This is a genomic window from Thermospira aquatica (genome assembly GCF_023525255.1).
Taxonomy (GTDB): domain Bacteria; phylum Spirochaetota; class Brevinematia; order Brevinematales; family Thermospiraceae; genus Thermospira; species Thermospira aquatica.
The window spans coordinates 1069782-1095432 of record NZ_CP073355.1; the positions used below are offsets into that span (position 1 = coordinate 1069782).

Here is a 25651-nt window from a genome sequence, read left to right on the forward strand (position 1 = left end):
ACTCAAAAAGTAAGCTCTTCAATGGTAAAAGCACTTAACGCTGATTTTAAATCAACATCTGTGCCATTTGCTATAAAAGTAACCCTATCGTCAACCTTTAGCCGTATCTTTTCAATTTTGTCCTTATAGGAGTTCAGTATTTCCACAAGTTTTGTGATGTCAATTTTGACTTCTGAAATATCACGGATAGATTCAGGATTTTTGTCGGTCTTCAATGATATACGTTTATCTAACTCTCCTATGTAGAAATTTTCTCCCTTATAAATTACTTGCATAAGTAACCTTGGCATTTGTCCGAATTTCGAGGCCGAAGTAAGATTCTTAGTGCCATTCCAGATACCCTCAAGCATTAAAGAAACATCTTCTTCTTTTAGTTCTATTCCTTGATTCACTGCTACCTTTTCATTAACAATGCCATAAAAAGCTATAAGAGAATACGGTAAGATATACCTTTCCATAAATGTGCCTTGCTTCCGTCCCGCTGCTGATGGCATAACTGTAGTCCCTTTTATGTAAGTAAGGTCAACTTTATGGAGTGATCTGCCGTATTTGAATTGAACTGGTCCTGTTAATGCCATTGTTTGATTCTCCACTGCTGTAGTGGCGCCGAATAATCTTATATCAATACAATTTCTTATCACCTTTTCTGGATTACTCTCAAAATCCTTTAATCTGTCTTCTTTTGTTTTTAACATACCTTTTTCATCTCGTATCTCACGGATAAAAATATCTTTCCCTTTATACTTATGGAGATAATCTCTGATAGTCCTCTTTAACCTTACGTCTGTAACAATATTCACACCTGTTTCCTCATCAATTCTTGGTTTGTTTTCATCTACAGGATCTCCATTTGGATTAGCATCTTTCACATCATAAAGAAACAAAATCTCTGAACGGTTTTTGACCAATTCTGACATAACTTTATTCCTCCTTTTCTTTTTTTCCGTTGTTTGGATAAACAATATCAGACACATCTTCAGCAATGTTCATACCACAAGCAAAGTAAAAATTAATTTCATCTACTGACATTTTCCAATTGTCTCCAGCTTCAAGGAGATACGTTGATGCTTCGGAGGCGATCAGTCTTTTACCCTGGTCAAAGGAATCGTATTCCTCAAGTTTATTCTGCACTTCTGGTAAAAGCGCCTTAATATCCTTTTCATCCATCCTCAAACCTTTAAGCTTTTTCATGAAGGGTCTGGCATTTCTCTCAGCCCATTGTTTGTTGAGAAGCCATTGAGTTAATACTCCTAATAAAAAAATACCTTTTTTAGCAGGGGTTTTCAAAGATTTTCCAAAACGATTAAAAATACTGTTAAGTCTACTTTCCTCCATATTCTCTACCTCCTCGAAGGTTATTATACCAAGATTTTCAAAGAATTTTATGTTCATTAAAGCATCTTTTACTCTGAAAGTAAAATAGCCTTCATTGATAACTTCTCTTCTAATAGTGGCCATATAAAATTTTACAAGGAGATTAAAATCAATCCTCTTTCCTTTAAAGACACTATCTATTATATCAAGGAAATATTTGTCAAGGTCATTTTCACTCTTACCTTCACTTGATTTGGAGAAAAATGTTCGTATCGTGCCAAAAGTAAACTTTTCATCAGAATTCTTATTAAAGAGTTCATCAACTTCATTTTTGGCATCAAAAATTTTTCTTATCCTTGAGGGAAATACGTCTTCAATTAATAATAAAATCCTTTCTGCACTTTGTTCCTCTTTTAGGAAAAGAAAGTTCAAAGTAAGAACATCTTTTTTTTCTGAAAGATATTCAAGTATTTCGTTTTCATCATTCGTAATTCTCTTTTTTATTTTTTCCTCTGGACTGATGGTTTTAGGGGTTTCTGACATGATATTAAGAATCTCTTCCCAGATCTCTTTACTGCCTATGAGCAATCTCGGTATCAAATAGTAGTTTAGTCCATAGAATTTGAAGTTGAGTTTCTTCTTAAGGAATTCTTTTCCATTTTCCAGTAAAGCTCTACACTCACCACATACAGGAAAATTTTTCCACGCAAGAGCTTCTTTGAATCCACCAGTAATAAATCCTGGTTTATCAATGGTATAGAATTTAAAGACATTTGTTTTGCCCGATACCTCCTTGTCAGATAATCCACAAAGAGAGCATACACCTGAACCTGCTGACCTTTTTAATTTCTCTTCGGACAAATTTATAAGGCAATTTTTTAAAATATCATATTCACCAAGGTATTTTTTGTTAATCTTGAGAGAAAGGAATCTTCCTTCACCTTTTTTCTTGGGTAAATCTTTTATTTTTTTATCTAACACAGAAGTAATATCTTCTCTTCTTTGGCTGAGAATTCCAACGGCATGGTTTATTAAAGACATTTGCAGATACAGAATTAAAGACATTTGCAGATACAGAGCATAAAAGTTTTTTTGGCTGAGAATTCCAACGGCATGGTTTATTAAAGGGTCTTTTGTTTGATTGCATTGTTTTAACCAACTCTCTATTTTTTGATTGCATTGTTTTAACCAACTCTCTATTTTTTGATTGCATTGTTTTAACCAACTCTCTATTTTTTTGTAGGTTTTTTCTACCTCTGTAATGGGACAGATTGGAGCAGGTGCATTGCCTTTTGAAGCTCCTGCTTTGTATAAGTAGTAGTCTCTTTTATCTGAGTCAAAGTCTTCTATTTCTATTCCTGTATATTCTAATATTTCTATTCCTGTATATTCTAATTTGACAGTATCAAGATTGACAAACAGGATTTTGCCTTCTATGTTTTCTTCAATGGTGTTTGCAGCCTGGGTATCTGCTACCAGTTTCCCAATATCTTTTATTGTAGAAAGCATGGATTGCTCCTCCTCGTATATCTTTAGCTTACAAATTTCTCATTGCTTCTTTTAGCTTCCTCTCCCATGGTATCCTTCACAATGATCCCAAATCCAATACTCTTACGTTTTCCCGTTCCAATAAAAGAAGGTATAGTTACATTACATGTAAAGTTTCCCATGAAACCAATAATTTTTTGATTGTCTAACGTAATTTCTTTTTTGTAAAATGTTCCTTTGACTATGATTTTCTTGTTCACCCATATCCCAACACCTTTGAGATCAGAGAGGATGTTAGCTATCAAAACCTTTTGAAGATCGAGCTCCCCTCTCCTGTAAAGTTCGTAATTCTTTTGATTAAGAGCAAGCCAGGGACTGAGAAAACAATAACTCAAGAAATCATCTACAACGTTGAAATCGACGTCTAACATTTCGAGTTTACTTGTGACAACGGGATAAATGTTTTCTTCGATGATAAGTTCTTTGTGTTTGACAAATTCCTCTGAAATTAAGTCTGCTCCTTCACAGATACCAGTTATGGTAAATTGACCTTGAACAACCTTGTATTGGATTTTAGGATATTGATAAATGTCTTTTCCATCGTCTGTATGATTATGGAAAAGAGGATTGTTTCTGTATCTATTGGCAAAAAAACCTCTTAGTTTTTCTGCCCATCTTGGAGGAACAGCTATGGGAAGTGTGAAGGTTAATATCGCGTATTTCATAAAGCCACCCTCTTACGCTCTTTTTAAAATAAAGAAAAATTCGTATATCAAAAGCTCATACATAGGAAAAGTTTTCCCCCTTTATTTTATCTTAAAATTTTTCTATGAATGCTTTAATTATAAAGATTTTTAGAAAAAAGTCAACTATTTTGAATTTTTTTCTCATTGTGTCAAGAAAATTGTGTCTAGTCATAGGATAACCTCGCTGTGAATATTTTCTTTGGTGTATGAGTGTTGCTCACGATAGAGTTGAAAGTAATACTCCCAATTTTTTAACTTTCTTTTTAAGAACTTCTCATTTTGGTATCTTAATAACAGGTAAAGATATTTCTCAACTGAAGCCTCGCTTTGACACATTTCCATTGTTTTTAATCTCCTTTTAAGTTCTTTAAAGAGTCTTTCCAGGGCATTGTTTGTATACACCATGCTTCGTATTCCTTCAGGTAATTCCATGTAAGTGAATATATTCTCTCTTATTGTCAAGAGGTTATTCATTAAGTTGGGATAGATATTTTTCCATTTTTGTGTAAATTTCATAAACAATTGTTCTGCCTCCTGTTTGTCTTTGGCATGAAATACCTCTTTTATTTCAGTGGCAATGATATTTCTGTGTTGAACTCTCACTTTAGCCAGTATGTTTCTCATGACATGGACTACACAGGGCTGATACTTTGCGTGGGGATATATCTCTGTTATGACGTTTTCATACCACTTAAGCCATCAGAGACAATAAAATGAATCTGTTTGACACCTCTTTCTCTTATATCTGTAAAATTTCCCGCCAGTTATAAGCACTTTCCATGCCTCCTGGCAGGTAGTATCCTAAAATCTCCCGTCTTCCCTCAGGTGTAATGCCTATAGCTACATATATTGATTCATTTTCTACCCTATCTCTCTTGATAGGAAACACCATAGCATCCAGAAATACCACGGCATATTCTTCCATGAGAGGGCGACTACGCCACTTCTGAATCTCTTCTATGCCTACCTGGCTTATCCTTGAGATGTTAGCATAAGAAATCTTTATTTCATAAAGCTCTTTTAAAACTTCTGCTATCTTCCTTGTTGACATTCCTGATATCAACATAGCCCTGATTAATGCATCTAAGTCTTCTGTGATACGTTTGCGATAGGGAAGAAGGGCACATTTAAATCCATTATCCCTTGTTCTTGGAACACGTATGGCTGTAAGCTCGCCAAAAGCTGTCTTTAAATCCCTTTCGTAAAAGCCATTGCCTTTTGTGGGAGGATTGTTTTCCAGGTAAATCTCTCTTTCCTCTTTTAACATACTCTCTAATACTTCCTTGACAATTGGTTTGAATAGCTCTAAAATATTCTTCGTCTCAATCATATCTGGCCTCCTGTGATAGTTTTATTTATATTATCACAGGAGGTTATCTTTTTCCTACCAGACACAATTAAGTATACACTGCCTTTTTTCTGTCAAATAAATTAAAATGTCACCTTTTTATTGAAATAGAAATGTAACCCATGCAATAGGGGTTGGCTCTTGATTTACCACCATTCTTTAAATATGAGCTTGTCTTAAGGGTATTTAGAGACAAACTCTTTTCTCTCCCTTTCGTCTCCAGGATCGTATAGAATTAAATCACCGAACTCCATGTTTCCTGGGAATTAGAGAGAAAGAGACGATCGATAACCTTTTGATTAGAGAGAGAGTCTTCGAGAGAAAAGGGCAGATCCTTGTTTTCAATGAGTGATGTGGCAAAGGCTTCAAATTCCAGTCTATACTGATCAACAGGGGGAATTTCTAACTTTTTTTCACCCGAGGCATTCTGTACAAGAAGGGTTGCTGGCTGGTCACTCAAGGGATTAAAGGGTAAAAGAATCTCAATTTTTCCCTCTGATCCATAAATAAAAAACTTTTGTTCAGAAAAGGCTTGAGTGCTTACGGTGAAAAGACCGTGAAAATCCCCAAAATCCAGGATCGCAGAAGTAAGAACATCCGTCTTGAAACGTTCATCCTTTTTCATGGTTGCTATCACTCTTTGAGGTTCTTTTTCGGATAGAAATCTTGCTGCGGAAATGGGATAACACCCGATGTCCCTTAAAGCCCCTCCTCCATATTCCTGTTTATTGCGGATATTGTCAGCATCATTGTTAAAATAGCCAAAAAAGCAGTGCATAGAAAGTACTTTTCCAATTTCTCCTTGCTGGATAAGTTTTTTGGTCATTATCCATTGAGGATGAAATTTATACATAAAAGCTTCCATGATTTTTGTGTTAGTCTTTTTCGCTATGGCTATGCACTCTTCTACCTCCTGAGAGGTTAACCCGAGAGGTTTTTCACAGAGAACATGCTTTCCTTTCACGGCGGCTTTTTTCACCCATTCCACATGGAGGTGATTGGGCAAGGGAATATACACGAAATCGATGTCAGGATCCTCGAGCAGAGATTCATACGAATCATAGAGCTTTTCAATCTTGTTTTCCCGGACAAACGCCTCAGCCTTTTCTGGATTGTGGGAGGCAAGAGCCTTTATTGTGATATTTTGAGCATTCTTCAGGGCGGGAAATATTCTTTTCTGAAAATGTCTGGAAAAACCCAGAACTCCAAGATGAAGATTGTTCATACTTACCTCCCTGAGGGTATAAAATTTACTTTTATATCATAGGGAGTCTCCTCATACAAGTCAAGGAAATTTTGTATTTTATGGCTTTTTCATCCAAAAGTATGAGAAAAAAAGAAGACTCATCTTTTCGTATGAGAAAATATTTTTGAAAAAATCATACTTTTTTCGTATTGACTCTTTTTCCAGAGGGTGTACAATATGGGCGAAGAAACGCAAAAAAGCGTTTTATGTGAAAATCTGAGAGAAGGAGGTGAAACGGCAAAAGTAGGAAACAAAAAAAGGAAAAAATGGTTTTTGGGGTTTCCCTGAAAAAGGGGACAAGGTGTTGTAAAGTGTTTTTCCGGAAAAAAGGAGGAAAAATATGAAGAGAGTTTTTGGTTTGGTTTTGGTGCTTTCTATGGTATTGGTAAGTTTTACGTTTGCTGCTTCCAAGGTTCGCATTGGTCTTTCATTGCCTACACAGAGAGAAGAGAGATGGGTAAGAGACAGGATCAAAATGCGAGAAGAAGCTAAGAGATTGGGTGTGGATCTGCGTGTTCAGATCTCTGATAATGATGCTGCAAAGCAGGTGGCGCAGTGTGAGAATCTGATTGCGCAGGGCATTCAGGTTTTGATTCTTGCTCCTCATGATGCAAGCAGTGCTTCCGTTATAGTAGAAAAAGCTCATAAAGCTGGTATTCCTGTGATTTCTTATGATCGTCTTGTGTTGGATTGTGAGGTTGATGTGTATCTTTCTTTTGACAATGTGAAGGTTGGAGAGTTGCAGGGTGAGTATATTACCAGACTTGTTCCTAAGGGAAATTATGTGGTTCTGGCCGGTTCTCCTACCGATAACAATGCAAAACTCTTCCGAGAGGGTGCTATGAAGTACATTCAGCCCCTTGTGGACAAAGGACAGATCAAGATCGTTATGGATCAGTGGGTAAAGGATTGGCAGCCTGCAGAAGCTCAGAAGCTTATGGAACAGGCTTTGACAGCTAATAAGAACAAGATTGATGCCGTACTTGCTCCAAATGATGGTACAGCTGGCGGATGTATTCAGGCTCTGGCAGCTCAGGGTTTGGCTGGAAAGGTACCTATTACGGGACAGGATGCAGAGCTTGCAGCAGCTATCCGTATTGTTGAGGGCACACAAAGCATGACAATTTTCAAGGATACTCGTCTTCTTGGTGCAAAAGCTATTGAGCTTGCTATTAAGATGGCTAAAAAAGAAAGTATTGCTGATCAGATTAACGGTAAGGTCAACAACAACAAGATTGATGTTCCTTCAGTATTGTTAACTCCTTATGTTGTTGATAAGTCTAATATAGACAAGATGCTTATCGAGAGTGGTTATCTGAAACGAAAACAGGTTTACAAGAAAAAATAACCCCACGACAACCCTGAAGTGACCCGGGGCAGCTATCTGTCCCGGGGTTCTCGGGGTTTGTGAAGAGGGAGAAGGAGTGAAAGTTATGGAATATGCATTGGAGATGCAGAATATCGTCAAGGAATTTCCAGGGGTGAGAGCGCTTGATGGTGTTACCTTTAGGGTAAAAAGAGGGGAGATTCATGCGCTGGTTGGGGAAAACGGTGCCGGGAAATCCACCCTTATGAAGGTGTTGAGCGGGGTGTATCCGTATGGTACCTATGAAGGCAAGATTTATGTAGATAGCAAAGAACAAAAATTCCATCATATTGCAGATAGTGAAAAGGCTGGAATTGCTATTATTTATCAGGAATTGACGCTTATCAAACAGATGACGATTGCGGAAAATATTTATCTGGGAAACGAAAATGTCCAGGGGGGAGTGATTAACTGGAACGAAACCTATCGTAAGACAGAGGCGCTTCTCAAACAGGTAGGGCTTCCTCTGAGTCCTGCGACGATGGTTGGTGATCTGGGAGTTGGTTCGCAACAGCTTGTAGAGATTGCCAAAGCACTCTCCAAGAATGCCTCTATTCTTATTCTGGATGAGCCAACAGCTGCTTTAACAGAGACAGAATCTGAAAAACTCCTCGATATTCTCCGTCAGCTTAAGGCAAAAGGGGTCACATCCATTTTTATTTCCCATCGTTTGCCAGAGGTATTAGAAATTGCTGATACCATTACCGTTCTTCGGGATGGTAAAACGATTATTACAGATGCGAAGGAAAAATTTGATGAAAACCGGCTCATCTGTCACATGGTGGGACGAGAGATTACCAATGTTTATCCACGCGTTCCTCATAAGGCTGGAGAGGTAGTGATGGAAGTAAAGAACTGGACAGTATATGATCCCTCTAGCGATAAAAAAGTGTGTGATAATGTGAGTTTTCAGGTGCGACGTGGTGAGATCCTTGGATTGGGTGGACTTATGGGGGCAGGGAGAACCGAGCTGGTCATGAGCCTCTTTGGCGTCTGGGGAAAAGTTGTTTCGGGAGAAATTATTCTTGGTGGAGAAAAAATCACCATTCGTTCGGCGGAAGATGCCATCAAACAGGGGATCAGTTTGCTCTCGGAGGACCGAAAACGGTATGGATTGGTATTAGGGATGGATGTTATGAGGAATATGACACTCTCCAGCCTCAAGAGTTTCTCTCGTTATGGGGTGCTCAACAAAAACGAAGAGATCAAACAAAGCCAGCATTATGTAAGCAAACTCCGTGTGAAGACACCCAGTCTGGAACAGGAAGTGAGAAACTTAAGCGGAGGAAACCAGCAAAAGGTGATTATTGGTAAATGGCTTCTTACAAAACCCAAGGTGCTTATTCTTGATGAACCAACGAGGGGGATTGATGTGGGAGCGAAGTTTGAGATCTATAATCTCATGAATACTCTCATAGAAGAAGGTGTTTGTGTGATCATGATTAGTTCTGAACTTCCTGAGCTTCTTGGTATGAGTGATAGGATTCTGGTCATCCATGAAGGCAGAATAACCGGAGAACTGGATGCCAAGGAGGCAACACAGGAGTCGGTGATGTATTATGCTACCGGTGGCACGGGTAATGCCCCTGTGGCGTGTTGATAAAAGCAGATATTGGAAGGAGGATACATTTATGGAGAACAAATCGTTGTGGGAACTTATTGCACACTCTATTCGAAAGAATATTCGTCAGTATACTATGATCTTTGCACTTTTGGGGATATGGCTCATCTTTTCATTTTTGACAGAGTTTATTTTTCTGACTCCTCGAAACCTGTCTAATCTCTTTGTTCAAACAGCAACAACGGCTATTCTAGCCATGGGTATGGTTTTGATTATTGTGACAGGAAATATTGATCTCTCGGTTGGATCAGTGATGGGTTTTTGTGGGGCTGTTGCCGCTATTCTTATGATTCGTCTGGAATGGGGTCCTGTTCCTACCGTACTTGTGACCCTTCTCGTTGGATTGGTTATTGGTGCCTGGCATGGTTTCTGGATTGCTTATCAGAAGGTCCCGGCCTTTATCGTGACACTTGCGAGCATGCTTGCTTTTCGTGGTGCTATTATAGGTATTACGGGAGGGCAGACGCAGGGGCTGGAGATGGCAGCAGACGCTGTTGCAGCCGACAGTTTTAAAGCTATTGGCCAGTCTTATCTCCCCAAATTGAATGAGGCGCTCCCTTTTCATGATACGAGTTTGTACCTGATGATTGCCAGTGTGATTGTGTACTGGTTTTTTGAGATGAAGGTGCGCAGGGATCGGCAAAAATACGGATTTCATGTTCTTCCTCTCAAGTACCAGTTTTTGAAGATGCTTCTTATGTCTGTAGTTATAGCTGCTTTCTATGGGATTATGGTGATTTATCTGGGTGTTCCCTATTCGATTATTCTTGTGATGGTGTTAGCCATTGTCCTGACTTTTGTAGCCAATAACACTGTTTTTGGAAGGCATCTCTACGCCATAGGTGGTAATGCAGAAGCCTCTCGTTTATCGGGTATCAATATTGCCCGTAACGTGATGATTCTTTACATGCTTATGGGGCTCCTCACCGCCGTAGCGGGGATTGTGTACACGGCGCGCCTCAATGCAGCAACGACTTCCGCAGGACAAAATGCCGAACTCGATGCGATTGCTTCAGCTGTGATTGGAGGAACCAGTCTTATGGGTGGAGAAGGAACCATTGTCGGAAGTTTGATAGGAGCTCTGGTGATGGCAAGTCTCGACAATGGGATGAGTCTTATGAACCTGGATATTACCTTCCAGTACATTGTGAAAGGGCTTATCCTTCTGCTTGCGGTGTGGGTTGATGTCAGAACGAGGAAGAAGTCATAGTTTCCTCTGCCCAGGAGCATACTGTCCATGGAGCAGTATGCTCCTTTTTTGTAAGGAGTGTTATACGTTGGATACTATGATGGAGATAAATAAACGGTGAAATATAAGGTGATGGGATTTTAAATTGAAGGATCTTCAGAAAAAGAAAAAAGGTGTGAGCGTGACCAACCTCTATAAAGCCTTTTAAGAATAAGCCGGGTGTGAGAGGCACAATCGGTGAAAAGGGTTTTTATGGGTTATGTACTCAAAAAAAAAAACAAAAAAAGGAGGGCGTTATGGAAAATTTTTCTCGATCTCTTGAACAAACTATTGCCTTTATTTTAGGGGGAGGAAGGGGACAGAGGCTCTACCCTCTTACGAAATTTCGCGCGAAGCCGGCGGTCCCTTTTGCAGGCAATTATCGTCTTATTGATATTCCTGTAAGCAATTGTATTCATTCTGGGGTGCATAAGATCTACATCATGACGCAATTTCAATCAGCCTCTCTGAATCGGCATATCATGCAGACCTATAAACTTGATATCTTTCGTGAGGGTTTTGTTGATATTCTGGCCTCTGAGCTGAGTTTTAATCCCGCGGAGAGTGGGTTTTCAGAAGGCACAGCCGATGCGGTTCGTAAGGGGTTAAAGCATATTGAACATCAGGGCATGCAAAAATCTTATGTCCTCATCCTCGCTGGAGATCAACTGTATAGGATGGATTATCGAAAGATTCTCCGTCGCCATCTTGATGAAAATGCTCAAGTTACTCTTGCTGTACTTCCGATTAAAAGACAGGATGCAGAGCGTTTTGGGTTAATGCAGATCAAAGATGGGAGGGTGATAAATTTTAAAGAGAAACCAAAAGCTGAAGATATTCCCCCTGAATGGTATCGGGGTGAGCGTTTGTATGGCTCAATGGGGATCTATCTTTTTGATCTGGATTTTTTAAAGGAAGTATTGTACAATCATCCGGAGTGGCAGGATTTTGGCAAGCAGGTTTTGCCTGGTGTTATAGCAGGGGGAGGCTCTGTGGTTGCTTATGAGTTTACAGGATACTGGGAGGATATAGGAACGGTTGCCTCTTTCCACGAGGCACATCTGGGGTTGGTGAAAAAGGACCCTGTTTTTGATCTTTATCAGGCTGATTGGCCATTTTTCTTTAAGCCACGGTTTCTACCGCCAGCCCGTCTCCTTGAAGCCAGGGTTTCTGATTCGCTGGTGAGTGATGGTGTGAAGATAGAGTCTTCGGAAATCCGGAGCTCTGTTATTGGTATTCGGACACTGGTAGAGAAAGGAGCCCAGATTGAGGAGAGCGTTATTATGGGCGCGGACTATTTTGTTACGGATAGTGAGGGCGGGTCTGGATTTCAGTGTGTTATTGGAGCCGGGAGTGTGATCCAGAAAGCGATTATTGACAAAAATTGTCGTATTGGCCGTGGTGTTCGCCTAACGAATGAGCACAGAGTCCAGCATGAGGAAGGAGATTTTTATAGTATTGTTGATGGCATAATAGTGATTCCCAAAAATACGGTTGTTCCCGATGGGACAATAATATAAAGATAGGGGGATATAATGTCGCCTTTTATTCAGAGGATGTCGATTAGAAAAAAGCTTCTCTTTGTTCTCGTCTTGTTTATTTTGTCTTTTATGTCTGCACTTAGTGTTGTGTTGTATATGAATGCCTCTAACCAACTCAGGAATTCTGTCGAGGAACAATTGCAAAATAATGTTCTTGGTGCCACTATTGTTGCTCAGACGGCTTTGAATACGGCTATCAAGAATTATGTAAAATATCCCCTTGAAGAGACGTACAGGTTTCTGGAGGATGTAACTAAGAAGAAAACCTTAAAAGAAGCCCAGATCAAAGAAAGCGTTCTTAAGCTTCTTAAGGATGTTGAATTAGGAAGAAGAGGTTTTGCATATATCCTCACCTTGAAAGGGGATGTGGTTTTTCATCCTGACAGATCACTCATCGGACAGAATGTGGTTAAAGTTGGTGCCAGGGATGTGAATGGGCTTTTGTATCACATGAATATCCTTGCGGATGCTCTTACGTTACCACCAGGACAGGTGGAGTTTATAGAGTATACGGTAGAAGAGAATGGACAATTGGTGGAGAAGATCGATCATTATATCTATTATAAACCTCTCAATTGGGTGATTGTTCTTTCTACTTACAAAGCAGATTTTCGCAATCTTATTAACCCCATGGATTTTCGTAATGATATCGTGAAACTCAAGATAGGCAAAACCGGGGCTGTGGAGATCTTTACCTCTCTTTTTACCCAGGTGATACATTCGACGAAAATGCTGGAGAGCCGCATTCGAGATACGGAGATTCATCGACTGATTCAACAAAAAACCAATGGAATGATGGTGGCTACGGATGAACAACTCTTTGTGGAGGGAAATGATACAGAAAACGTCAAGAAAGTAAAAACGATTTACGCTTTTCGCTATCTTCCCGAGTTAGATTGGTTTGTTGTGGCAAGTGTAAGTTATGGGGAGGCTTTTGCTCCTGCTACCATGTTGGGAATGATAAGTTTCTTTTTTACATTGATTTTTGTAGGGTTAACGATTTTTGTTCTCTCTTTGGTGGTTAACAGGATGATTGTCAATCATATCCTCGTGATGAAGCAAGGTGTGATGGCGTTTGGTGCTCGCGATTTCTCCCATCGTATCGAGGTAAAAACCGGAGATGAACTGGAGAATTTGGCAACGAGTTTTAATGAGATGGCGGATACGATACAGACTTTTGCTGAAAATCTCGAGCTCATGGTTCAGCAGCGGACTCTCGAGTTACAAATGGCAAATGAGGAGTTGTCTCAAAAGAATCACCAGATGATGTTAGAATTGGAGATGGCGCAGCGTGTTCAGGAGCATCTCATACCCTCCGTGGAAATGCTTCCTCAGCGAGAGGAGATGGATTTTGGTGTCTCCTATATGGCGATGGAAAATGTGGGGGGAGACCTCTATGATTGTATGCTTTTACGAGAAAATCTTTATGCACTCTTGATAGCTGATGTTTCTGGTCATGGAGTCCCTGCGGCTCTTATATCCTCTATGGCAAAGGCACTGTTTCAGAGTCGAGCCCATGAAGACAAAACCCCCGGTCAGTTTTTGAAAGAACTCAATACGGAGCTACTTCGTTTGATAGGAGATCTTGATCATTATATCACAGCGTATTATGGTATACTCAATATTGAAACAGGTGATTTTTTGTTTGCGAATGGTGGACATCATCCTGTCTTACTTCTCTCATCCGAGAAAAACGAAGTACGAAAACTGGATGCGAAGGGTTTTCTCATTGGTATGATGGAAGAAGTGGTTTTTGAGACAGATCAAACAAAACTACAACCTGGCGACAAACTGGTCTTTTTCACTGATGGGATTGTGGAAGCCCACAATGCTCAGAAAGAGCAGTATGGTTATGAACGTTTCCAGAAGTGTCTTGTGGAGCATCAAAAGCTTCCCCCAAAAGATCTGGTGGGCAAGGTGTGGGAGGATGTTCAGGCTTTTTGTGAAGGGGTAGCACAGAGTGACGATATGACTCTTTTTATTGTAGAGTTTAAGGGATATGCTAAACCTGTTCAATGGGCTGCCGCCACATGTACAGAAACGGCGCCTTCTTTAAGTGGGAGGCAGGAAAATCTCTATGAAGAAGCCTTGAAACTTCTGGGAGAGGGTAAAATAGACGCAGCTCTTAAAACCATTCAAGCACTGTCGCTTAAAAGGGTTTCCGATGCCCGGATATACAACCAATTCGGTGTGGCGTTTTTTAAGGCTGGTAGGCTTCAAGAAGCAGTCAAAATGTTTGAAAAAGCCTTAACGCTTGATGCAGGCAATGAGACCATAAAAAAGAATCTTGAACTCGTAAAAAAAAAGCTTGGTGACGGGAAGTAGGAGGAACCATGTTGACGAAGGATATCTATCTCTCTCATTGTGCCAGGACGTTGAGATACCTTGAACGTGCCGGTGTAGTACTTTCAGAGAAAGAGAAAGAGGCGATTGAGGTTGCGGAATATGGGTTGGGTATTCCGGATAGGATTGGACTTCAGCTCGTTGTGTATGTGAATACAGAGAGGTATTGTGCCAAAGAACTGGTTTTATTTCCCGGTCAGACCTGTCCGGAGCATCGCCACCCACCAGTGGGAAGTGAACCAGGAAAACAAGAAACCTTTCGTTGTCGGTGGGGCAAGGTTTATCTTTATGTGCCGGGGGAGAAAACCCCACACATGCATGCCTCTGTGCCCCAGGAACGCAGAGATTTTTTTACAGTCTGGCATGAGGTTGTGCTCTTGCCCGGCGATCAGTATACGATTCCTCCCGATACGCTTCACTGGTTTCAGGCGGGTGAGGAGGGTGCTGTGGTGTCTGAATTTTCTTCTCCAAGTCGTGATGCGCTGGATGTTTATACTGACCCCTTGATTCGTCCTGATGCACCGCGGCAACCATGGTGATTATTTAAGCGAGCAGAGACGAGCAAGAGCAAGGCGATTTTTTACCCCTGTTTTTTGGTAGATGTTGTAGATGTGAGTTTTGACGGTGGAGAGCGAGATGTAGAGGGTTTCGCTAATCTGGCGGGCATTCATACCTTCGAAAAGAAGCCTCATGATCTCTGTCTCACGAGGGGTAAGGTTGTATTTCTTTATCACGGAAGGTGGGATCTCCGGGTTTTCTTCTGGTTCACCGAGAAGTTTGTAGACAAGGTTTTCGGGGATGGTTTGCCGGGCATCTGATTCGTAGGCTATTTTCCCTTCTTTGAGGACCCCAACGCGATTGGCTATTGACATAGTGTTGTCTATCTTGTGGTTTAGATAGAGGATAGCAACGCCTTTTTCTTTGAGACGTTCGAGAATAGAGGCAATTTTTCTCTGGCTTTCAACATAGATATCCAGGTGAGTAAAGGCTTCGTCGATAATAAAGACTTTTGTAGGGGAGAGGAATCCCTTGGCTAATGAGACAAGGTAAAGTTTATCTTTGGGTATGTTTTTGAGAAGAATAGAAGGAGAGATGTCCCATTGAATTTCGTTAAGTATTCTGATGGTTTCTTTGAATATCCTATGCCATCGTAAGACACCAATGCTGTGTATTTCATTTCCAAGGAAGAGGTTTTCAGCTAGAGTCATACCAGGAACAAAAGCCGAATTCTGCGAAAGCACTCTTATACCAAGATCCTCTCTTTGCTTGCATGAGAGAGAAGAGATTGGGGTATTTTCTAAAAATATCTCCCCTTGATAATGGCTTCTGGGAAAGTTCCCGCGCAAAATACAGGCGAGAACACTTTTTCCACTGTTTCTGTCCCCTATAAGATAATACATTTCCCCTGATTCCAGGGATAACGAGAGATCTTCAAGCACAAGAGCATGTTCTATGGTAACGGAGAGATGTTCGATACGGAATATTTTTTTTGGTTCTGGCATTTTCTCCTCTTTTCTGGCTATAATTATAAAGCTTTTTTTTCTTTCGTCAAGGGGTGTCGATCTTTCTTTTTCTTTTGCTTTTATCTGATGGTATGATTTTTTTCTATTTGCAATATTCTTCTTCCTTACTTATAATTATTTACCTTGTGATGCAAAGGAGTTTTTCATGGAGAAAAAACGTTCTTTTCTTATTCTTTCTGGATGTTTCGCAGGCGTTTTACTTCTTCTTTTCTGGAAGAGTTTTCTTGGTTATCCTCTTCAGGGGATTGATGGATCTATAGGGCTTCTTAAGACAATGCAGAATTCTCTTGCTACAACGTTGGGGCAGTGGCATCATTTCTACTGGATGGGGAGTGGTGCCACAGATATGACGCCTTCTTTTTACCATCTTTTCTTGCGGATGGTACCAGCGATGTGGATGCAAAACATTTTTTATCCTGTGGTTCTTTTCTTGGCCATGGCTGGAATGTGGCTGTGGCTCCGCCGGATTGGGCGAAGTTTTTGGGGGGCGCTTTTTGGGGCTCTAAGTTACGGGCTTATGCCTCATTGGGTTTCACTGGTATTGGGTGGACATCTTTTAGTCTTTGAGGTAATGGCGTGGTTTGGATGGTTACTGTGGGCGTTAACGAACACGTTTCGAGAAAAAGGATGGCGGTGGCTTGGCTGGGCACTGTTGAGTGGATTTTTCTGGGGAGCGATGATGAATGCCGATATCCAGCGAGGATTTTACCTTTCGTTAATAGCGGCAACGATGGTGCTCGTCATATGGATTCAAGAGGATAAAAGCGAGTTTGGGAAAAAATTTCCTTTTCGGTTGGCACAATCGCTGGTTGTGGCTCTTTTGATGTTTGGTGTGATGAGTGTCACGTTGGGTGGCTGGTTGAATATCCTTGAGGGAAGAAAGGCTCTTCAAGAGGGGCAAAATGTGGGTCTTTCGGGATGGGAGTTTGCCACTCAGTTTTCTCAGGATCCAAGGGAGCTTATCGATAGTCTTGCTTTTGGCTATCATGGGAAACTTTCCGGGGATCCAGAGGCGCCCTACTGGGGGACAAAAGAATTCAATGGGAATAGTGATTCACTTGGATTTTTCCTCGTGGTGTTTGGTTTCCTTGGATTTTCGTTTCTCTTGAGAAAGGATATCAAAAGAGAGGAAAAAGTCTGGCTTGGCTTCTGGGGGGTATGGACGGTCATAGGGCTTTTGCTGTCATTTGGAAAATTCTGGCCGGGTAAGCCGTTTTACTGGCTTTTTTATAACTTGCCAATAATGTCTTCTTTTCGTGTTCCTTTGAAGTGGCTTATAGTGCCGGGCGTGGGGCTTGTTGTGATGGGCTCATATGCCTTTGATAAATTGCGATCCTGGCTTGAGGAAGAAAGAAAAGAATTCTTCCAGAAACTTTTGCAGGTGGCATTGGTACTTGTTGGTGTATCTTTTCTATGGCTTTTGTATCATGTTATAACATCAGATGGGCTTTATCAGAACCTGTATACTACCCTCAAAGCGTACGCAGGTATTGCTGTGGAAAACCGGGGATGGGCATTGGTCCGCATGACGTTTTTCTTTCTCCTTGTTGCGGGTGCGATTGGATTGGCTTTCATGAGTTTGCGAAGGGATGTTCTTTCAGAAACACAGAGGGTTCTCTCTCGACGTCTGGCTGTGAGTTTTATTTTTGGTGGCATGTTGCTTGATCTTTTGACAATAAATTGGTTTTATTTTGACCGCGCGTATGTGAAAGAGGGACCTTCTTTCTACCGGGAGGATGAGATAATCCGCACTCTTAAGCAGGCAGGAGTGGTACGTGTTGCTCCTTCTCTTTTGGTAGAGCAGCAGGCACGGATATTTCCTATGCCGGTATGTAGTATTCGCCAGGCATATCTCACCTATGATTTTCTCTACCATGGAATCGAGGCTTTTGATATCCCGGCGGAGTCGGCCGTAGATCAGGATCTTCAGATGTTTATGCGGGCGGGATGGTTTTCCTCTGGAGTCACACAACTTCAGACTTTCGATGATGTGCTGGCAGCTAATCTTCCTATATTTCGGGTTGCCAACGTGGGGTATCTTCTTCTTGATGCTGTGGTGACAAATACCAATTATCCTCTCGTGGGGATTCTTCGTGATAAGATGGGGCAGCCTCACGCGTTGTATAAGGTGAATGGAGCATTTCCCCGAGTGACATGGTTTTCTCAGGCAGTAGCAGTCACCAATCGGGACGAGGCTTTTCACCTTTTCTCTCGTCCTGACTGGCCAAGAGAAAAGGTACTGGTGGTAGAGCAAGGAGAGTCTCTCGAGTTTCCGTCTTCTCATGCGAGAGTGGATCTGGTATCCTATAAACCTGTGAAACTTGTGGTGGAAGTAGAGAGTGATACACCGGGCCATCTTCTCGTAGCCAATCGTTATCATAAACAGTGGCGGGCGAAGATTGACGGGGCGCAAGTGCCTATTTTGAAGGCTAATATTGCCCAGATGGCAGTGAAAGTACCCTCTGGAAAACACACGGTTGTGTTTTCTTATGAGGCGGTTTTTCTTTATCAGGTTTTAGGCTGGTTGGGAGTGGTAGTAGCTTTGGGTTCGGGTGTAGGGCTTGCTATTTCCTCGCGTAACAATAAAGAACAGGAGTAGTGTATGACACTCCAGGAAAACCGGGGGGATCTCCGTATAGAAGTGGGGAGTCCTTATCTTTTGGGGGCGACCCTGACACATGCAGGGTGTAATTTTGCCATCTTTTCACGTCATGCAACCCGTTTGTATCTTCTTCTTTTTGATGATTATCGTGATAGAGAACCTCACTATGTCATAGAACTTCATCCAGATAAACATCGAACAGGGGATATCTGGCATGTTTTTATTCATGGTATTACCAGTGGCCAGTGCTACGGGTATGTAATAGACGGTCCTTACTGGCCCGAGAAAAAGGGGCACCGTTTTAATAGAAACAAGCTTCTCATTGATCCGTATGCAAAGGCGATAACAGGGTACTATCAGTGGGATGATCCTGCTTCGTATGGCTATGACATTTATTCTCCCTTTGCTGATTTGTCGTTTAGTCCCATGACAAACTTTCATACGCTGGCGAAGTGTCAGGTCGTGAGTGATACCGAGTTTGACTGGGAGGGAGACAAACCCCTCCACATCCCTCTCAAGGAAACAATTATCTATGAGCTTCATGTGCGGGGGTATACCAAACACCCTACATCTGGTGTAAAATATCCCGGCACCTATCTCGGATTGACGGAAAAGATCCCCTACCTCAAAGAGCTGGGGATCACGACAGTGGAACTTCTGCCTGTTCATGCCTTTAATCCCTATGAGAATATCCACACCAATCCCAAAACAGGAGAAAGACTCAAAAACTTCTGGGGGTATTCGACGCTTGGTTTTCTTGCTCCCGTGAACTGGTATGCCACCGAGGAGGATGGCCTTCGTGCGGTGCGAGAATTTAAAATGATGGTGAAGGCATTTCACAAGGCAGGGATAGAGGTGATTCTCGATGTCGTGTATAACCATACCGCAGAGGGGAATGAACTAGGCCCAACGGTGAGTTTTCGAGGGATAGATAACAGTATCTACTACATGCTGGAGAATGGTCGTTACTACAAAAACTATTCCGGGTGTGGCAATACCTTAAACTGTAATCATCCCGTGGTGAAACGGATGATTCTGGATAGCTTACGCTACTGGGTGATTGATATGCATGTGGATGGTTTTCGTTTTGATCTTGCGGCTATTCTTGGGCGGGATATGGCAGGCAACTGGATTCCCGACTATTCTATTCTGGGAGAGATCAGTCAGGATCCTATTCTCTCGAGATCAAAAATTATCGCCGAGGGTTGGGATGCGAGTGGGCTCTATGCGGTTGGGAATTTTCCTTCTGGTTGGTGTGAGTGGAATGGACGTTTTCGGGATGATGTAAGGAGTTTTGTCCGCAGTGATCCAGGCAAGGTGCCAGAGATAGCCAAACGGATATGCGGAAGCTATGATATCTTCTTTCAGACAAATCGAAAACCCCAGCATTCGATAAATTTTATCACCTCTCATGATGGGTTTACCCTCGCTGACCTGGTAAGTTATAACGAGAAACACAATGAGGTAAATGGGGAAAATAACCAGGATGGAGATAATAACAATCTCAGCTGGAATTGTGGTATTGAGGGAGAAACCAATGACCCTCAGATTCTTCATCTCCGTCGAAAACAAATGCGCAACCTCATGACACTTCTGATGCTTTCACAGGGTACGCCGATGATTCTTGGCGGGGATGAATTTGGTTTTTCCAAAAAAGGAAACAATAATACCTACTGTCAGGACAATGAGTACAACTGGCTTGATTGGAGTCTTCTTGAGAAAAACAGGGATTTTTATAATTTTTGCCGATTTCTTATTCATTTTCGCAAGTCGTACCTTCCTTTTAAAAAAGAGCACTTCTTTGTAGCAGGGGATGAGGAAAAGGAAGGGGATATCTTCTGGCATGGGATTGAACTCTTTGATCCAGATTGGGAGTATTTTTCCCGTAGTCTTGCTTTTCTTATCAAAGGAACTCGTTGGGATGATCCTTATACCGAAATTTCTGCACCAAACCTCTACGTGATGCTGAATGCATACTGGGAAGGACTTAATTTTCATATTCCGGAACCTTCTGCTGCCTGTCATTGGGAGATTATGATCAATACAGATGGAGAACCGGGGTTTTTTGATCCACCGCATCGGCCCATTTTAGAGGAACCTGTTATTCATGTGCCTCCACGAAGTATTATTGTCCTCATTGAAAAGAAAATGCATTAAGCAATATGCACAATAGTGCATATTGTATAAGTGCAAAAGTGTGCATTTTTCTCATTTGAAAAAAGGAGAGGGAAAAAGCAATTTTTTATTTTATTATTTTGTAATATTTTACATTAGAATAAAGATTTTTCACTTTGGCACGATATTTGCATATATATTATTGCCCCCTTAAATATATAGAGGTCCCGTCTACCCCCGGCGGGGCCTCTCTCTTTTTATACTTCGTGCGGACTCTTTTCGAGGAATTTGACAAAAAAAAAGAGTTGTGTTACAATAGACTCCATTATTTTGGCGCCAAGGAGGATATATGGGGATTGATATAAAGAAGTTGCTTGCTTTTGATGGCAACAAGTACGAAGCGTGTGTTGCAATTATGAAGTACGCGAGATATCTTTCTCAAAAGCACGAGAACTCTCTCGAGATACCTGTTTCCAAACATCGCAAAGAAAAGGTGACTGTTGTGGCCATTAATGATTTTTTGAATGGTGTATTCTCCTATGAGGTAGAACCTGGACCACAGAAAGATGAGAGGTAGCATTCTATCGCTGGTATTATTGCTGTTGTCGGACCTACAGCTTCCGGAAAAAGTGAAATAGCAGTTCGTCTTGCCCTCACCTGTGGGGGAGAAATCGTCTCCTGCGACTCTGTGCAGATCTATCGTGGACTTGATATCGGTTCTGCAAAACCATCTCTCGCGATTCGCGAGGTTGTTCCCCATCATTGTCTTGATAGGATAGATCCCCCCGAAAGCGTGAGTGCAGGTCTTTATAAACGTATGGCCGAGGAAGCCATCTGTGATATTCTTCGTCGGGGGAAGATCCCTATTGTTGTAGGGGGAACAGGGTTATACTTCAATGCCCTCTATTATGGTCTTTTTGAAGGTCCTGTTGCTACTCCGGAGCAGCGAAAAAAGTATGCCTTCCTTTCTCTTGAAGAGCTTTTGCAAAGAGTGGCAGAAGTAGATCCAGAGTGGTTTGCTTCGAACGAAACCAAGGATAGAAGGCGTCTGACCCGTGTTCTCGAAGTGTATGACATAGCTCGAGAGAAACTCTCCACCCTTCAGAAAAAAAATAAACGCCTTGATGTTACGTGGTATATTGTGGCGCCTCAGTGGCCTCGAGAGGTCTTGTACCAGAGGATTGATAGGAGAGCCATTCATATGGTGCAAGAGGGGCTTATCGAAGAGACAGAAAAACTCTGTAAACAATGGGGAAAGGATGCTTTTGCCCTTCAGTCTCTTGGCTACAAACAGGTCTTAGAGTATCTTGAGGGTTGTTATGACAAACAAACAATGATAGAGACAATTCAGAGGGAAACCCGCCGCTATGCGAAACGGCAACTTACCTGGTTTCGGAAGAATAAAGACATTCACTGGTTTTATCCTTCTGAAGAAGAGAAAGTTACCCACAATATTCTCTCGTGGCTTGAAACTCAGAGTTTTTCAGAAGAGGTGGGGTTTGTCGAGGGTACGCCCTGGCCTTGAACTGCCTTGATAAGGCGGCGAATCTCTGGTTCTTCATGAGCAAAGGAAAGAAAAGCAGTTTTCTGGACAAACACCCCATGGGGAAGAAGAGTTTCTGGTTGAATATCTGATGGGAGTTTAAAACATCCTCCTCGTTGGTGAAAGAGTGGAGGAAGTTTTGGCCATTCCCAGGTGTCTCGGGCAAGAAGTATCTGAAAAGTAGCAAGCATCGCGTTGGCTACGGGAAAAGGCGGAGGTGAGACGGGAGGGAGTTTTTTTTGTGAGATAAGCATAGCCCCACCAGCCCCGTTACTTATCACACCTCCCACGAGAGCCATGTCCCATCCTTCCTTGAGGGATAAACCGTTTGAGAGACGACCAAAACACGCATTTTCTACCAGGATAGCTAGCCCGGAAGAAGGAATGGTTTCGTCTTCAAGCTGTTCGTTCAGTCGTTCAAAAAAAATCACCTCTTTTGAGGAAGATGACCCAGGGAAAGGGATGCTCCAGACTTTTGATTGAAAACTGGAAAAACCAAGAATCTCTTGCAGATAGAGCAAAGCCTCCGCTACACTCCCAAAAAAGAGAAGAGACTTCCAGGAGATGTTTTGTTTTTCAAGCCAGAGTTTTGCCTTTTGTTCCAGGCGGTAATGGACGAGGGAAAGTGGTGACCCATAGAACATGCGGCTTAAGGAGTTTTTGAGGTTTTGAAAATTTTGTGGTTTATATCCGAGAAGAACCTCTCCATGGTTAAGGAAAAAATCAATATACTTGTAGTTATCAATATCATACAAAAAAACGCCTCGTGCCCTTCGCACGATGAAGGGTACGTGAGAAAATCCTGAGAGACGGGACATCAGACTCTCGGATTGTCTGGGATGCCATGAACCTTTCGGATAATCAGACATACTCTTCCTACCACGAGAAACCGATGGCTATGCCAGGATTGAAATAGAAAGGGGGCAGGGAGGGATCAAATTGAGCAAAACGCACAAGAGAAATCTCTGGAAGAAAAACAACCGATCTCCAGCGTATCCAGAGAGATGCACTCATTCTCCAGAAGGGGTACGTTGTGGAGGAAAGAAAACGCCAGCCTGTAGAAAAATACGCTCGTATGGGTCTTGCGAGGGCTACATCAAAACCCAAAGCCATTTCAGCGGTTTGCTCCCATTGCCTGGTAGAGACAGAATACGAAAACCCTCCGCCTCCAACTCCTGAGCAACGAAACCAGCTGTTGGGATTACCCAGGAAAACATACGACAATTCACCGAGAAGTCCGACTCTCCAGGTGCGTATTCCTATAGCCCATTGCTCGTTGATACCCCTTTTGTAGCCTATCTCGGGGATATTCCATCCCTCCAGCTGATCAAGATAGAGGAACTCATTTATTCCACCGTAGACGATATTTTCTCCCGGTGAGACGGGCATAAGCATGGGGGCACTCATAATGCTCCAGAGAAACCCACCCACAAGAAATAAAAAAAAGCCTGCGATTCTTCTCATGCGTATTTTTTCTCCTATTTCCACGGGATACCATGCTGGGTGAACCATTTTTCAACAATCTCCCGGTCGCTGAAGTGTCGTTTCTCTTTGCCTATGATCTGGTAGTCTTCATGCCCCTTGCCCGCGATGAGAACAATATCCCCTGGTTTTGCCATAGTCAGGGCAGCAAAGATAGCCTTTTCTCTGTCTGGTTCTATGATGTAGTTTTTGGTTATTCGTTTGATACCTTCTTCTATCTCGGCAAGAATAGCGAGGGGATCCTCTGTTCTAGGGTTATCGGAGGTGAGAACAGTATAATCAGCAAGCTTTCCAGAGATTTCTCCCATGATGGGTCTTTTTGTTCTGTCACGGTCGCCCCCTGCCCCAAAAACACTGATGAGACGCCCTCCTTCACGAAGGGTATCACGGAGAGTGAGGAGTACTTTTTCGAGGGCATCGGGTTTATGGGCGTAGTCAATTACGGCAGTAATACCATTGCCCACCACAGGTTCGACCCTGCCTTTCACGGTAATATCGCTCATCGATTGGGCAATAGCCCGAAGATGAAGTCGCCACTGTGCCAGAATAGCAAAAGCCATGGTGAAATTGTACACATTTGTGAGGCCAATCATCCGGATAGAGAAAGGGATTCCCTTCACACGAAAGCTACTTCCCTCCGAAGAGAGAACGATATCCGTAGCACAATAATCAGCTTTTTCATCCCTGAGCGAGATACTATAGAGTTGTATATCAGGAAATGAGAGGGCGTGTTTTAATACTTCCACAGCCCGGTTCATGTCTTGATTGTAGATAAAGATACGTTTGGGTTTTCTGGATTGGTTGAGTAGGTCTATAGCGGAGAGTTTCGTAGCAAAATATTCCTCCATTGTTTTGTGAAAATCCAGATGATCCTGAGAAAAGTTGGTGAAAGCCATAATGTCAAAGTCGATCCCCTCGAGCCGTCCAAGGGCAAGGGCATGCGAGGAAACCTCCATGATAACATACTCCACCTTCTTTTCCACCATCTGAGCAAGGAAACGCTGGAGCATAAGGGCATCCGGGGTAGTATTTGGGGCCGGAAAAGATTCATCGTTTATGCGGTACTCAATAGTACCGATAAGCCCCGCATGAAACCCCATCTTTCGAAGAGCCTGATAGGTCACAAAAGCCGTGGTGCTTTTTCCGGAGGTTCCTGTGATTCCGCAGACCACAAGCTTCATGGAAGGATGATCATAAAAATGACTGGCGATTTTTCCAAGCTGGCGCTGGATATTGGGGATGCCAATAAAAAAAGCGTCAATATATCGGTTTTGCCAGATGTCCTGCTGTGTTTCGTCAACGAGAAACATCCGGCACCCTCGCTCATACGCGTCGGTAATGTACGGGTGGGCATCATCAATATAGCCAGAAGCAGCAATAAAGAGGGTGTCAGGGGTGACACGACGGGAATCATTTTCTATCGATGTCACTTCTTTCATCGCGATCGACCGATAGGTTGTTTCAAACGCTTCTCGTCCTAAAATATCCCTCAAAAGAAGATTCATTAACATTGGATGCCCCTTTTTTCTTTTTTATCTCCCCTCAAAAAGAAGAATCGTCTTTTTGCTTGATCCTTTCATAGAAAGTTCCAGTTTCATCTCTTCGGCATTCTCAACCCAATCTGAATTAGCATTGAAGTTCAAGACACCCTTTCCTTGAGGAATGGTGATACGACGTACCATTTTTGCCTCATCATTGGCGATAACATACAGCATAGCCACCCCTTCCTTTGGAGCATCATACTGGAGAGCATAATCATACGTTCCACCCTGCCCTACAAGGTAGAGGCCACCTACGGTTATATCACCCTGTTGGCTGAGGCGGTACGAGAGTTCCTGCCCATCGATAGAAGCAGAGAAAGAGGCTTCAGACTTTGTAGGGGCAGAAGAAAGACACCCACTGATTAATATTACAAGAGCCAGAAAAGAGATTTTATGAGTCATATCTACCTCCTTTTCCCCCTTTTTCCTCTCATATTATAGGTAATAAAGAAAAATAATGCAAGCAATGTTTTTGGTGAAAAAAGGATTTCTCTTTTTTTCATTTTTTTTGCTAGCTAGAACAGTTCCCAAAAGTACAGTGAGAGTATCATAGGTGAAATAAAGTCACGTTACAATTCTTACGATCGCATAAACTCCCAAATTT

General features: G+C 42.1%; 19 protein-coding genes and 1 pseudogene. 10 read left to right on the plus strand and 10 right to left on the minus strand.

Annotated elements, in window-relative coordinates; all coding sequences use genetic code 11:
- Positions 1-2 precede the first annotated feature (2 nt).
- The 5 genes and pseudogenes from cas7b to KDW03_RS05120 form a co-directional block, all read right to left on the minus strand.
- Positions 3-917, minus strand: coding sequence for a type I-B CRISPR-associated protein Cas7/Csh2 (gene cas7b / locus KDW03_RS05095; protein ID WP_271436309.1), 915 nt, complete (start codon positions 915-917; stop codon positions 3-5).
- A 4-nt stretch (positions 918-921) separates the two neighbouring features.
- On the minus strand, positions 922-2823 hold the full coding sequence (locus KDW03_RS05100) for a TIGR02556 family CRISPR-associated protein (protein WP_271436310.1): 1902 nt from the start codon (positions 2821-2823) through the stop codon (positions 922-924).
- A 23-nt stretch (positions 2824-2846) separates the two neighbouring features.
- Positions 2847-3527: a CRISPR-associated endonuclease Cas6 gene (locus KDW03_RS05105; RefSeq protein ID WP_271436311.1), complete on the minus strand. Its 681-nt coding sequence runs from the start codon at positions 3525-3527 to the stop codon at positions 2847-2849.
- A 189-nt stretch (positions 3528-3716) separates the two neighbouring features.
- Positions 3717-4830 (minus strand): annotated as a pseudogene (locus KDW03_RS12525) (IS256 family transposase); the annotation flags it as partial.
- A 301-nt stretch (positions 4831-5131) separates the two neighbouring features.
- A complete protein-coding gene (locus KDW03_RS05120; RefSeq protein ID WP_271436313.1) occupies positions 5132-6121 on the minus strand; it encodes a Gfo/Idh/MocA family protein in 990 nt (329 codons plus the stop codon).
- Between the two features lie 361 nt (positions 6122-6482).
- Between KDW03_RS05120 and KDW03_RS05125 the strand changes: the two genes are divergently transcribed.
- The 6 genes from KDW03_RS05125 (at position 6483) to KDW03_RS05150 (ending at position 14780) form a co-directional block, all read left to right on the plus strand.
- The gene (locus KDW03_RS05125) at positions 6483-7490 is read left to right on the plus strand and encodes a sugar ABC transporter substrate-binding protein (RefSeq protein WP_271436314.1); all 1008 of its coding nucleotides are present in this window, start codon (positions 6483-6485) and stop codon (positions 7488-7490) included.
- A gap of 85 nt (positions 7491-7575) precedes the next feature.
- Positions 7576-9108 (plus strand): xylose ABC transporter ATP-binding protein, encoded by a 1533-nt coding sequence (locus tag KDW03_RS05130; protein WP_271436315.1) that lies wholly within the window; start codon positions 7576-7578, stop codon positions 9106-9108.
- Between the two features lie 31 nt (positions 9109-9139).
- Entirely contained in the window at positions 9140-10339 is a 1200-nt protein-coding gene (locus KDW03_RS05135; RefSeq protein ID WP_271436316.1) for a sugar ABC transporter permease, read from the plus strand.
- 275 nt (positions 10340-10614) lie between these two features.
- Entirely contained in the window at positions 10615-11877 is a 1263-nt protein-coding gene (locus KDW03_RS05140) for a sugar phosphate nucleotidyltransferase (RefSeq protein WP_271436317.1), read from the plus strand.
- Between the two features lie 15 nt (positions 11878-11892).
- Positions 11893-14223: a SpoIIE family protein phosphatase gene (locus KDW03_RS05145; protein ID WP_271436318.1), complete on the plus strand. Its 2331-nt coding sequence runs from the start codon at positions 11893-11895 to the stop codon at positions 14221-14223.
- Between the two features lie 8 nt (positions 14224-14231).
- Positions 14232-14780: a cupin domain-containing protein gene (locus tag KDW03_RS05150; protein WP_271436319.1), complete on the plus strand. Its 549-nt coding sequence runs from the start codon at positions 14232-14234 to the stop codon at positions 14778-14780.
- On the opposite strand, the gene KDW03_RS05155 is transcribed toward KDW03_RS05150, so the two are convergent.
- Positions 14781-15743: a LuxR C-terminal-related transcriptional regulator gene (locus tag KDW03_RS05155; protein ID WP_271436320.1), complete on the minus strand. Its 963-nt coding sequence runs from the start codon at positions 15741-15743 to the stop codon at positions 14781-14783. It abuts the gene before it with no gap.
- A gap of 166 nt (positions 15744-15909) precedes the next feature.
- On the opposite strand from KDW03_RS05155, the gene KDW03_RS05160 reads away from it, so the two are divergent.
- The 4 genes from KDW03_RS05160 (at position 15910) to miaA (ending at position 22006) form a co-directional block, all read left to right on the plus strand.
- A complete protein-coding gene (locus KDW03_RS05160) occupies positions 15910-18363 on the plus strand; it encodes a YfhO family protein (RefSeq protein WP_271436321.1) in 2454 nt (817 codons plus the stop codon).
- Between the two features lie 3 nt (positions 18364-18366).
- A complete protein-coding gene (gene glgX / locus KDW03_RS05165; protein ID WP_271436322.1) occupies positions 18367-20523 on the plus strand; it encodes a glycogen debranching protein GlgX in 2157 nt (718 codons plus the stop codon).
- A gap of 307 nt (positions 20524-20830) precedes the next feature.
- Positions 20831-21058: a hypothetical protein gene (locus tag KDW03_RS05170; protein ID WP_271436323.1), complete on the plus strand. Its 228-nt coding sequence runs from the start codon at positions 20831-20833 to the stop codon at positions 21056-21058.
- A 57-nt stretch (positions 21059-21115) separates the two neighbouring features.
- Positions 21116-22006, plus strand: a complete 891-nt coding sequence (gene miaA, locus KDW03_RS05175) for a tRNA (adenosine(37)-N6)-dimethylallyltransferase MiaA (protein WP_408648359.1) — start codon at positions 21116-21118, stop codon at positions 22004-22006.
- Here miaA and KDW03_RS05180 read toward each other — a convergent pair.
- From KDW03_RS05180 to KDW03_RS05195, 4 genes are read right to left on the minus strand one after another with little or no spacing between them, the layout of a single operon-like run.
- Positions 21955-22893: a hypothetical protein gene (locus tag KDW03_RS05180; RefSeq protein ID WP_271436324.1), complete on the minus strand. Its 939-nt coding sequence runs from the start codon at positions 22891-22893 to the stop codon at positions 21955-21957. The two genes, miaA and KDW03_RS05180, sit on opposite strands and share 52 nt — an antisense overlap.
- Before the next feature lie 7 nt (positions 22894-22900).
- Positions 22901-23488 (minus strand): hypothetical protein, encoded by a 588-nt coding sequence (locus tag KDW03_RS05185; RefSeq protein WP_271436325.1) that lies wholly within the window; start codon positions 23486-23488, stop codon positions 22901-22903.
- Positions 23489-23502: 14 nt separating this feature from the next.
- Complete coding sequence (locus KDW03_RS05190; protein ID WP_271436326.1) at positions 23503-25017, minus strand: UDP-N-acetylmuramoyl-L-alanyl-D-glutamate--2,6-diaminopimelate ligase; 1515 nt, start codon at positions 25015-25017, stop codon at positions 23503-23505.
- 21 nt (positions 25018-25038) lie between these two features.
- Complete coding sequence (locus KDW03_RS05195) at positions 25039-25449, minus strand: hypothetical protein (protein WP_271436327.1); 411 nt, start codon at positions 25447-25449, stop codon at positions 25039-25041.
- Between the last annotated feature and the right edge of the window lie 202 nt (positions 25450-25651).

Excerpts from the sequence above, each read along its gene's own strand:
- cas7b (WP_271436309.1), bottom strand. The coding sequence starts at position 917 with ATGTCAGAATTGGTCAAAAACCGTTCAGAGATTTTGTTTCTTTATGAT.
- KDW03_RS05100 (WP_271436310.1), bottom strand. The coding sequence starts at position 2,823 with ATGCTTTCTACAATAAAAGATATTGGGAAACTGGTAGCAGATACCCAG.
- KDW03_RS05105 (WP_271436311.1), bottom strand. The coding sequence starts at position 3,527 with ATGAAATACGCGATATTAACCTTCACACTTCCCATAGCTGTTCCTCCA.
- KDW03_RS05120 (WP_271436313.1), bottom strand. The coding sequence starts at position 6,121 with ATGAACAATCTTCATCTTGGAGTTCTGGGTTTTTCCAGACATTTTCAG.
- KDW03_RS05125 (WP_271436314.1), top strand. The coding sequence starts at position 6,483 with ATGAAGAGAGTTTTTGGTTTGGTTTTGGTGCTTTCTATGGTATTGGTA.
- KDW03_RS05130 (WP_271436315.1), top strand. The coding sequence starts at position 7,576 with ATGGAATATGCATTGGAGATGCAGAATATCGTCAAGGAATTTCCAGGG.
- KDW03_RS05135 (WP_271436316.1), top strand. The coding sequence starts at position 9,140 with ATGGAGAACAAATCGTTGTGGGAACTTATTGCACACTCTATTCGAAAG.
- KDW03_RS05140 (WP_271436317.1), top strand. The coding sequence starts at position 10,615 with ATGGAAAATTTTTCTCGATCTCTTGAACAAACTATTGCCTTTATTTTA.
- KDW03_RS05145 (WP_271436318.1), top strand. The coding sequence starts at position 11,893 with ATGTCGCCTTTTATTCAGAGGATGTCGATTAGAAAAAAGCTTCTCTTT.
- KDW03_RS05150 (WP_271436319.1), top strand. The coding sequence starts at position 14,232 with ATGTTGACGAAGGATATCTATCTCTCTCATTGTGCCAGGACGTTGAGA.
- KDW03_RS05155 (WP_271436320.1), bottom strand. The coding sequence starts at position 15,743 with ATGCCAGAACCAAAAAAAATATTCCGTATCGAACATCTCTCCGTTACC.
- KDW03_RS05160 (WP_271436321.1), top strand. The coding sequence starts at position 15,910 with ATGGAGAAAAAACGTTCTTTTCTTATTCTTTCTGGATGTTTCGCAGGC.
- glgX (WP_271436322.1), top strand. The coding sequence starts at position 18,367 with ATGACACTCCAGGAAAACCGGGGGGATCTCCGTATAGAAGTGGGGAGT.
- KDW03_RS05170 (WP_271436323.1), top strand. The coding sequence starts at position 20,831 with ATGGGGATTGATATAAAGAAGTTGCTTGCTTTTGATGGCAACAAGTAC.
- KDW03_RS05180 (WP_271436324.1), bottom strand. The coding sequence starts at position 22,893 with ATGTCTGATTATCCGAAAGGTTCATGGCATCCCAGACAATCCGAGAGT.
- KDW03_RS05185 (WP_271436325.1), bottom strand. The coding sequence starts at position 23,488 with ATGAGAAGAATCGCAGGCTTTTTTTTATTTCTTGTGGGTGGGTTTCTC.
- KDW03_RS05190 (WP_271436326.1), bottom strand. The coding sequence starts at position 25,017 with ATGTTAATGAATCTTCTTTTGAGGGATATTTTAGGACGAGAAGCGTTT.
- KDW03_RS05195 (WP_271436327.1), bottom strand. The coding sequence starts at position 25,449 with ATGACTCATAAAATCTCTTTTCTGGCTCTTGTAATATTAATCAGTGGG.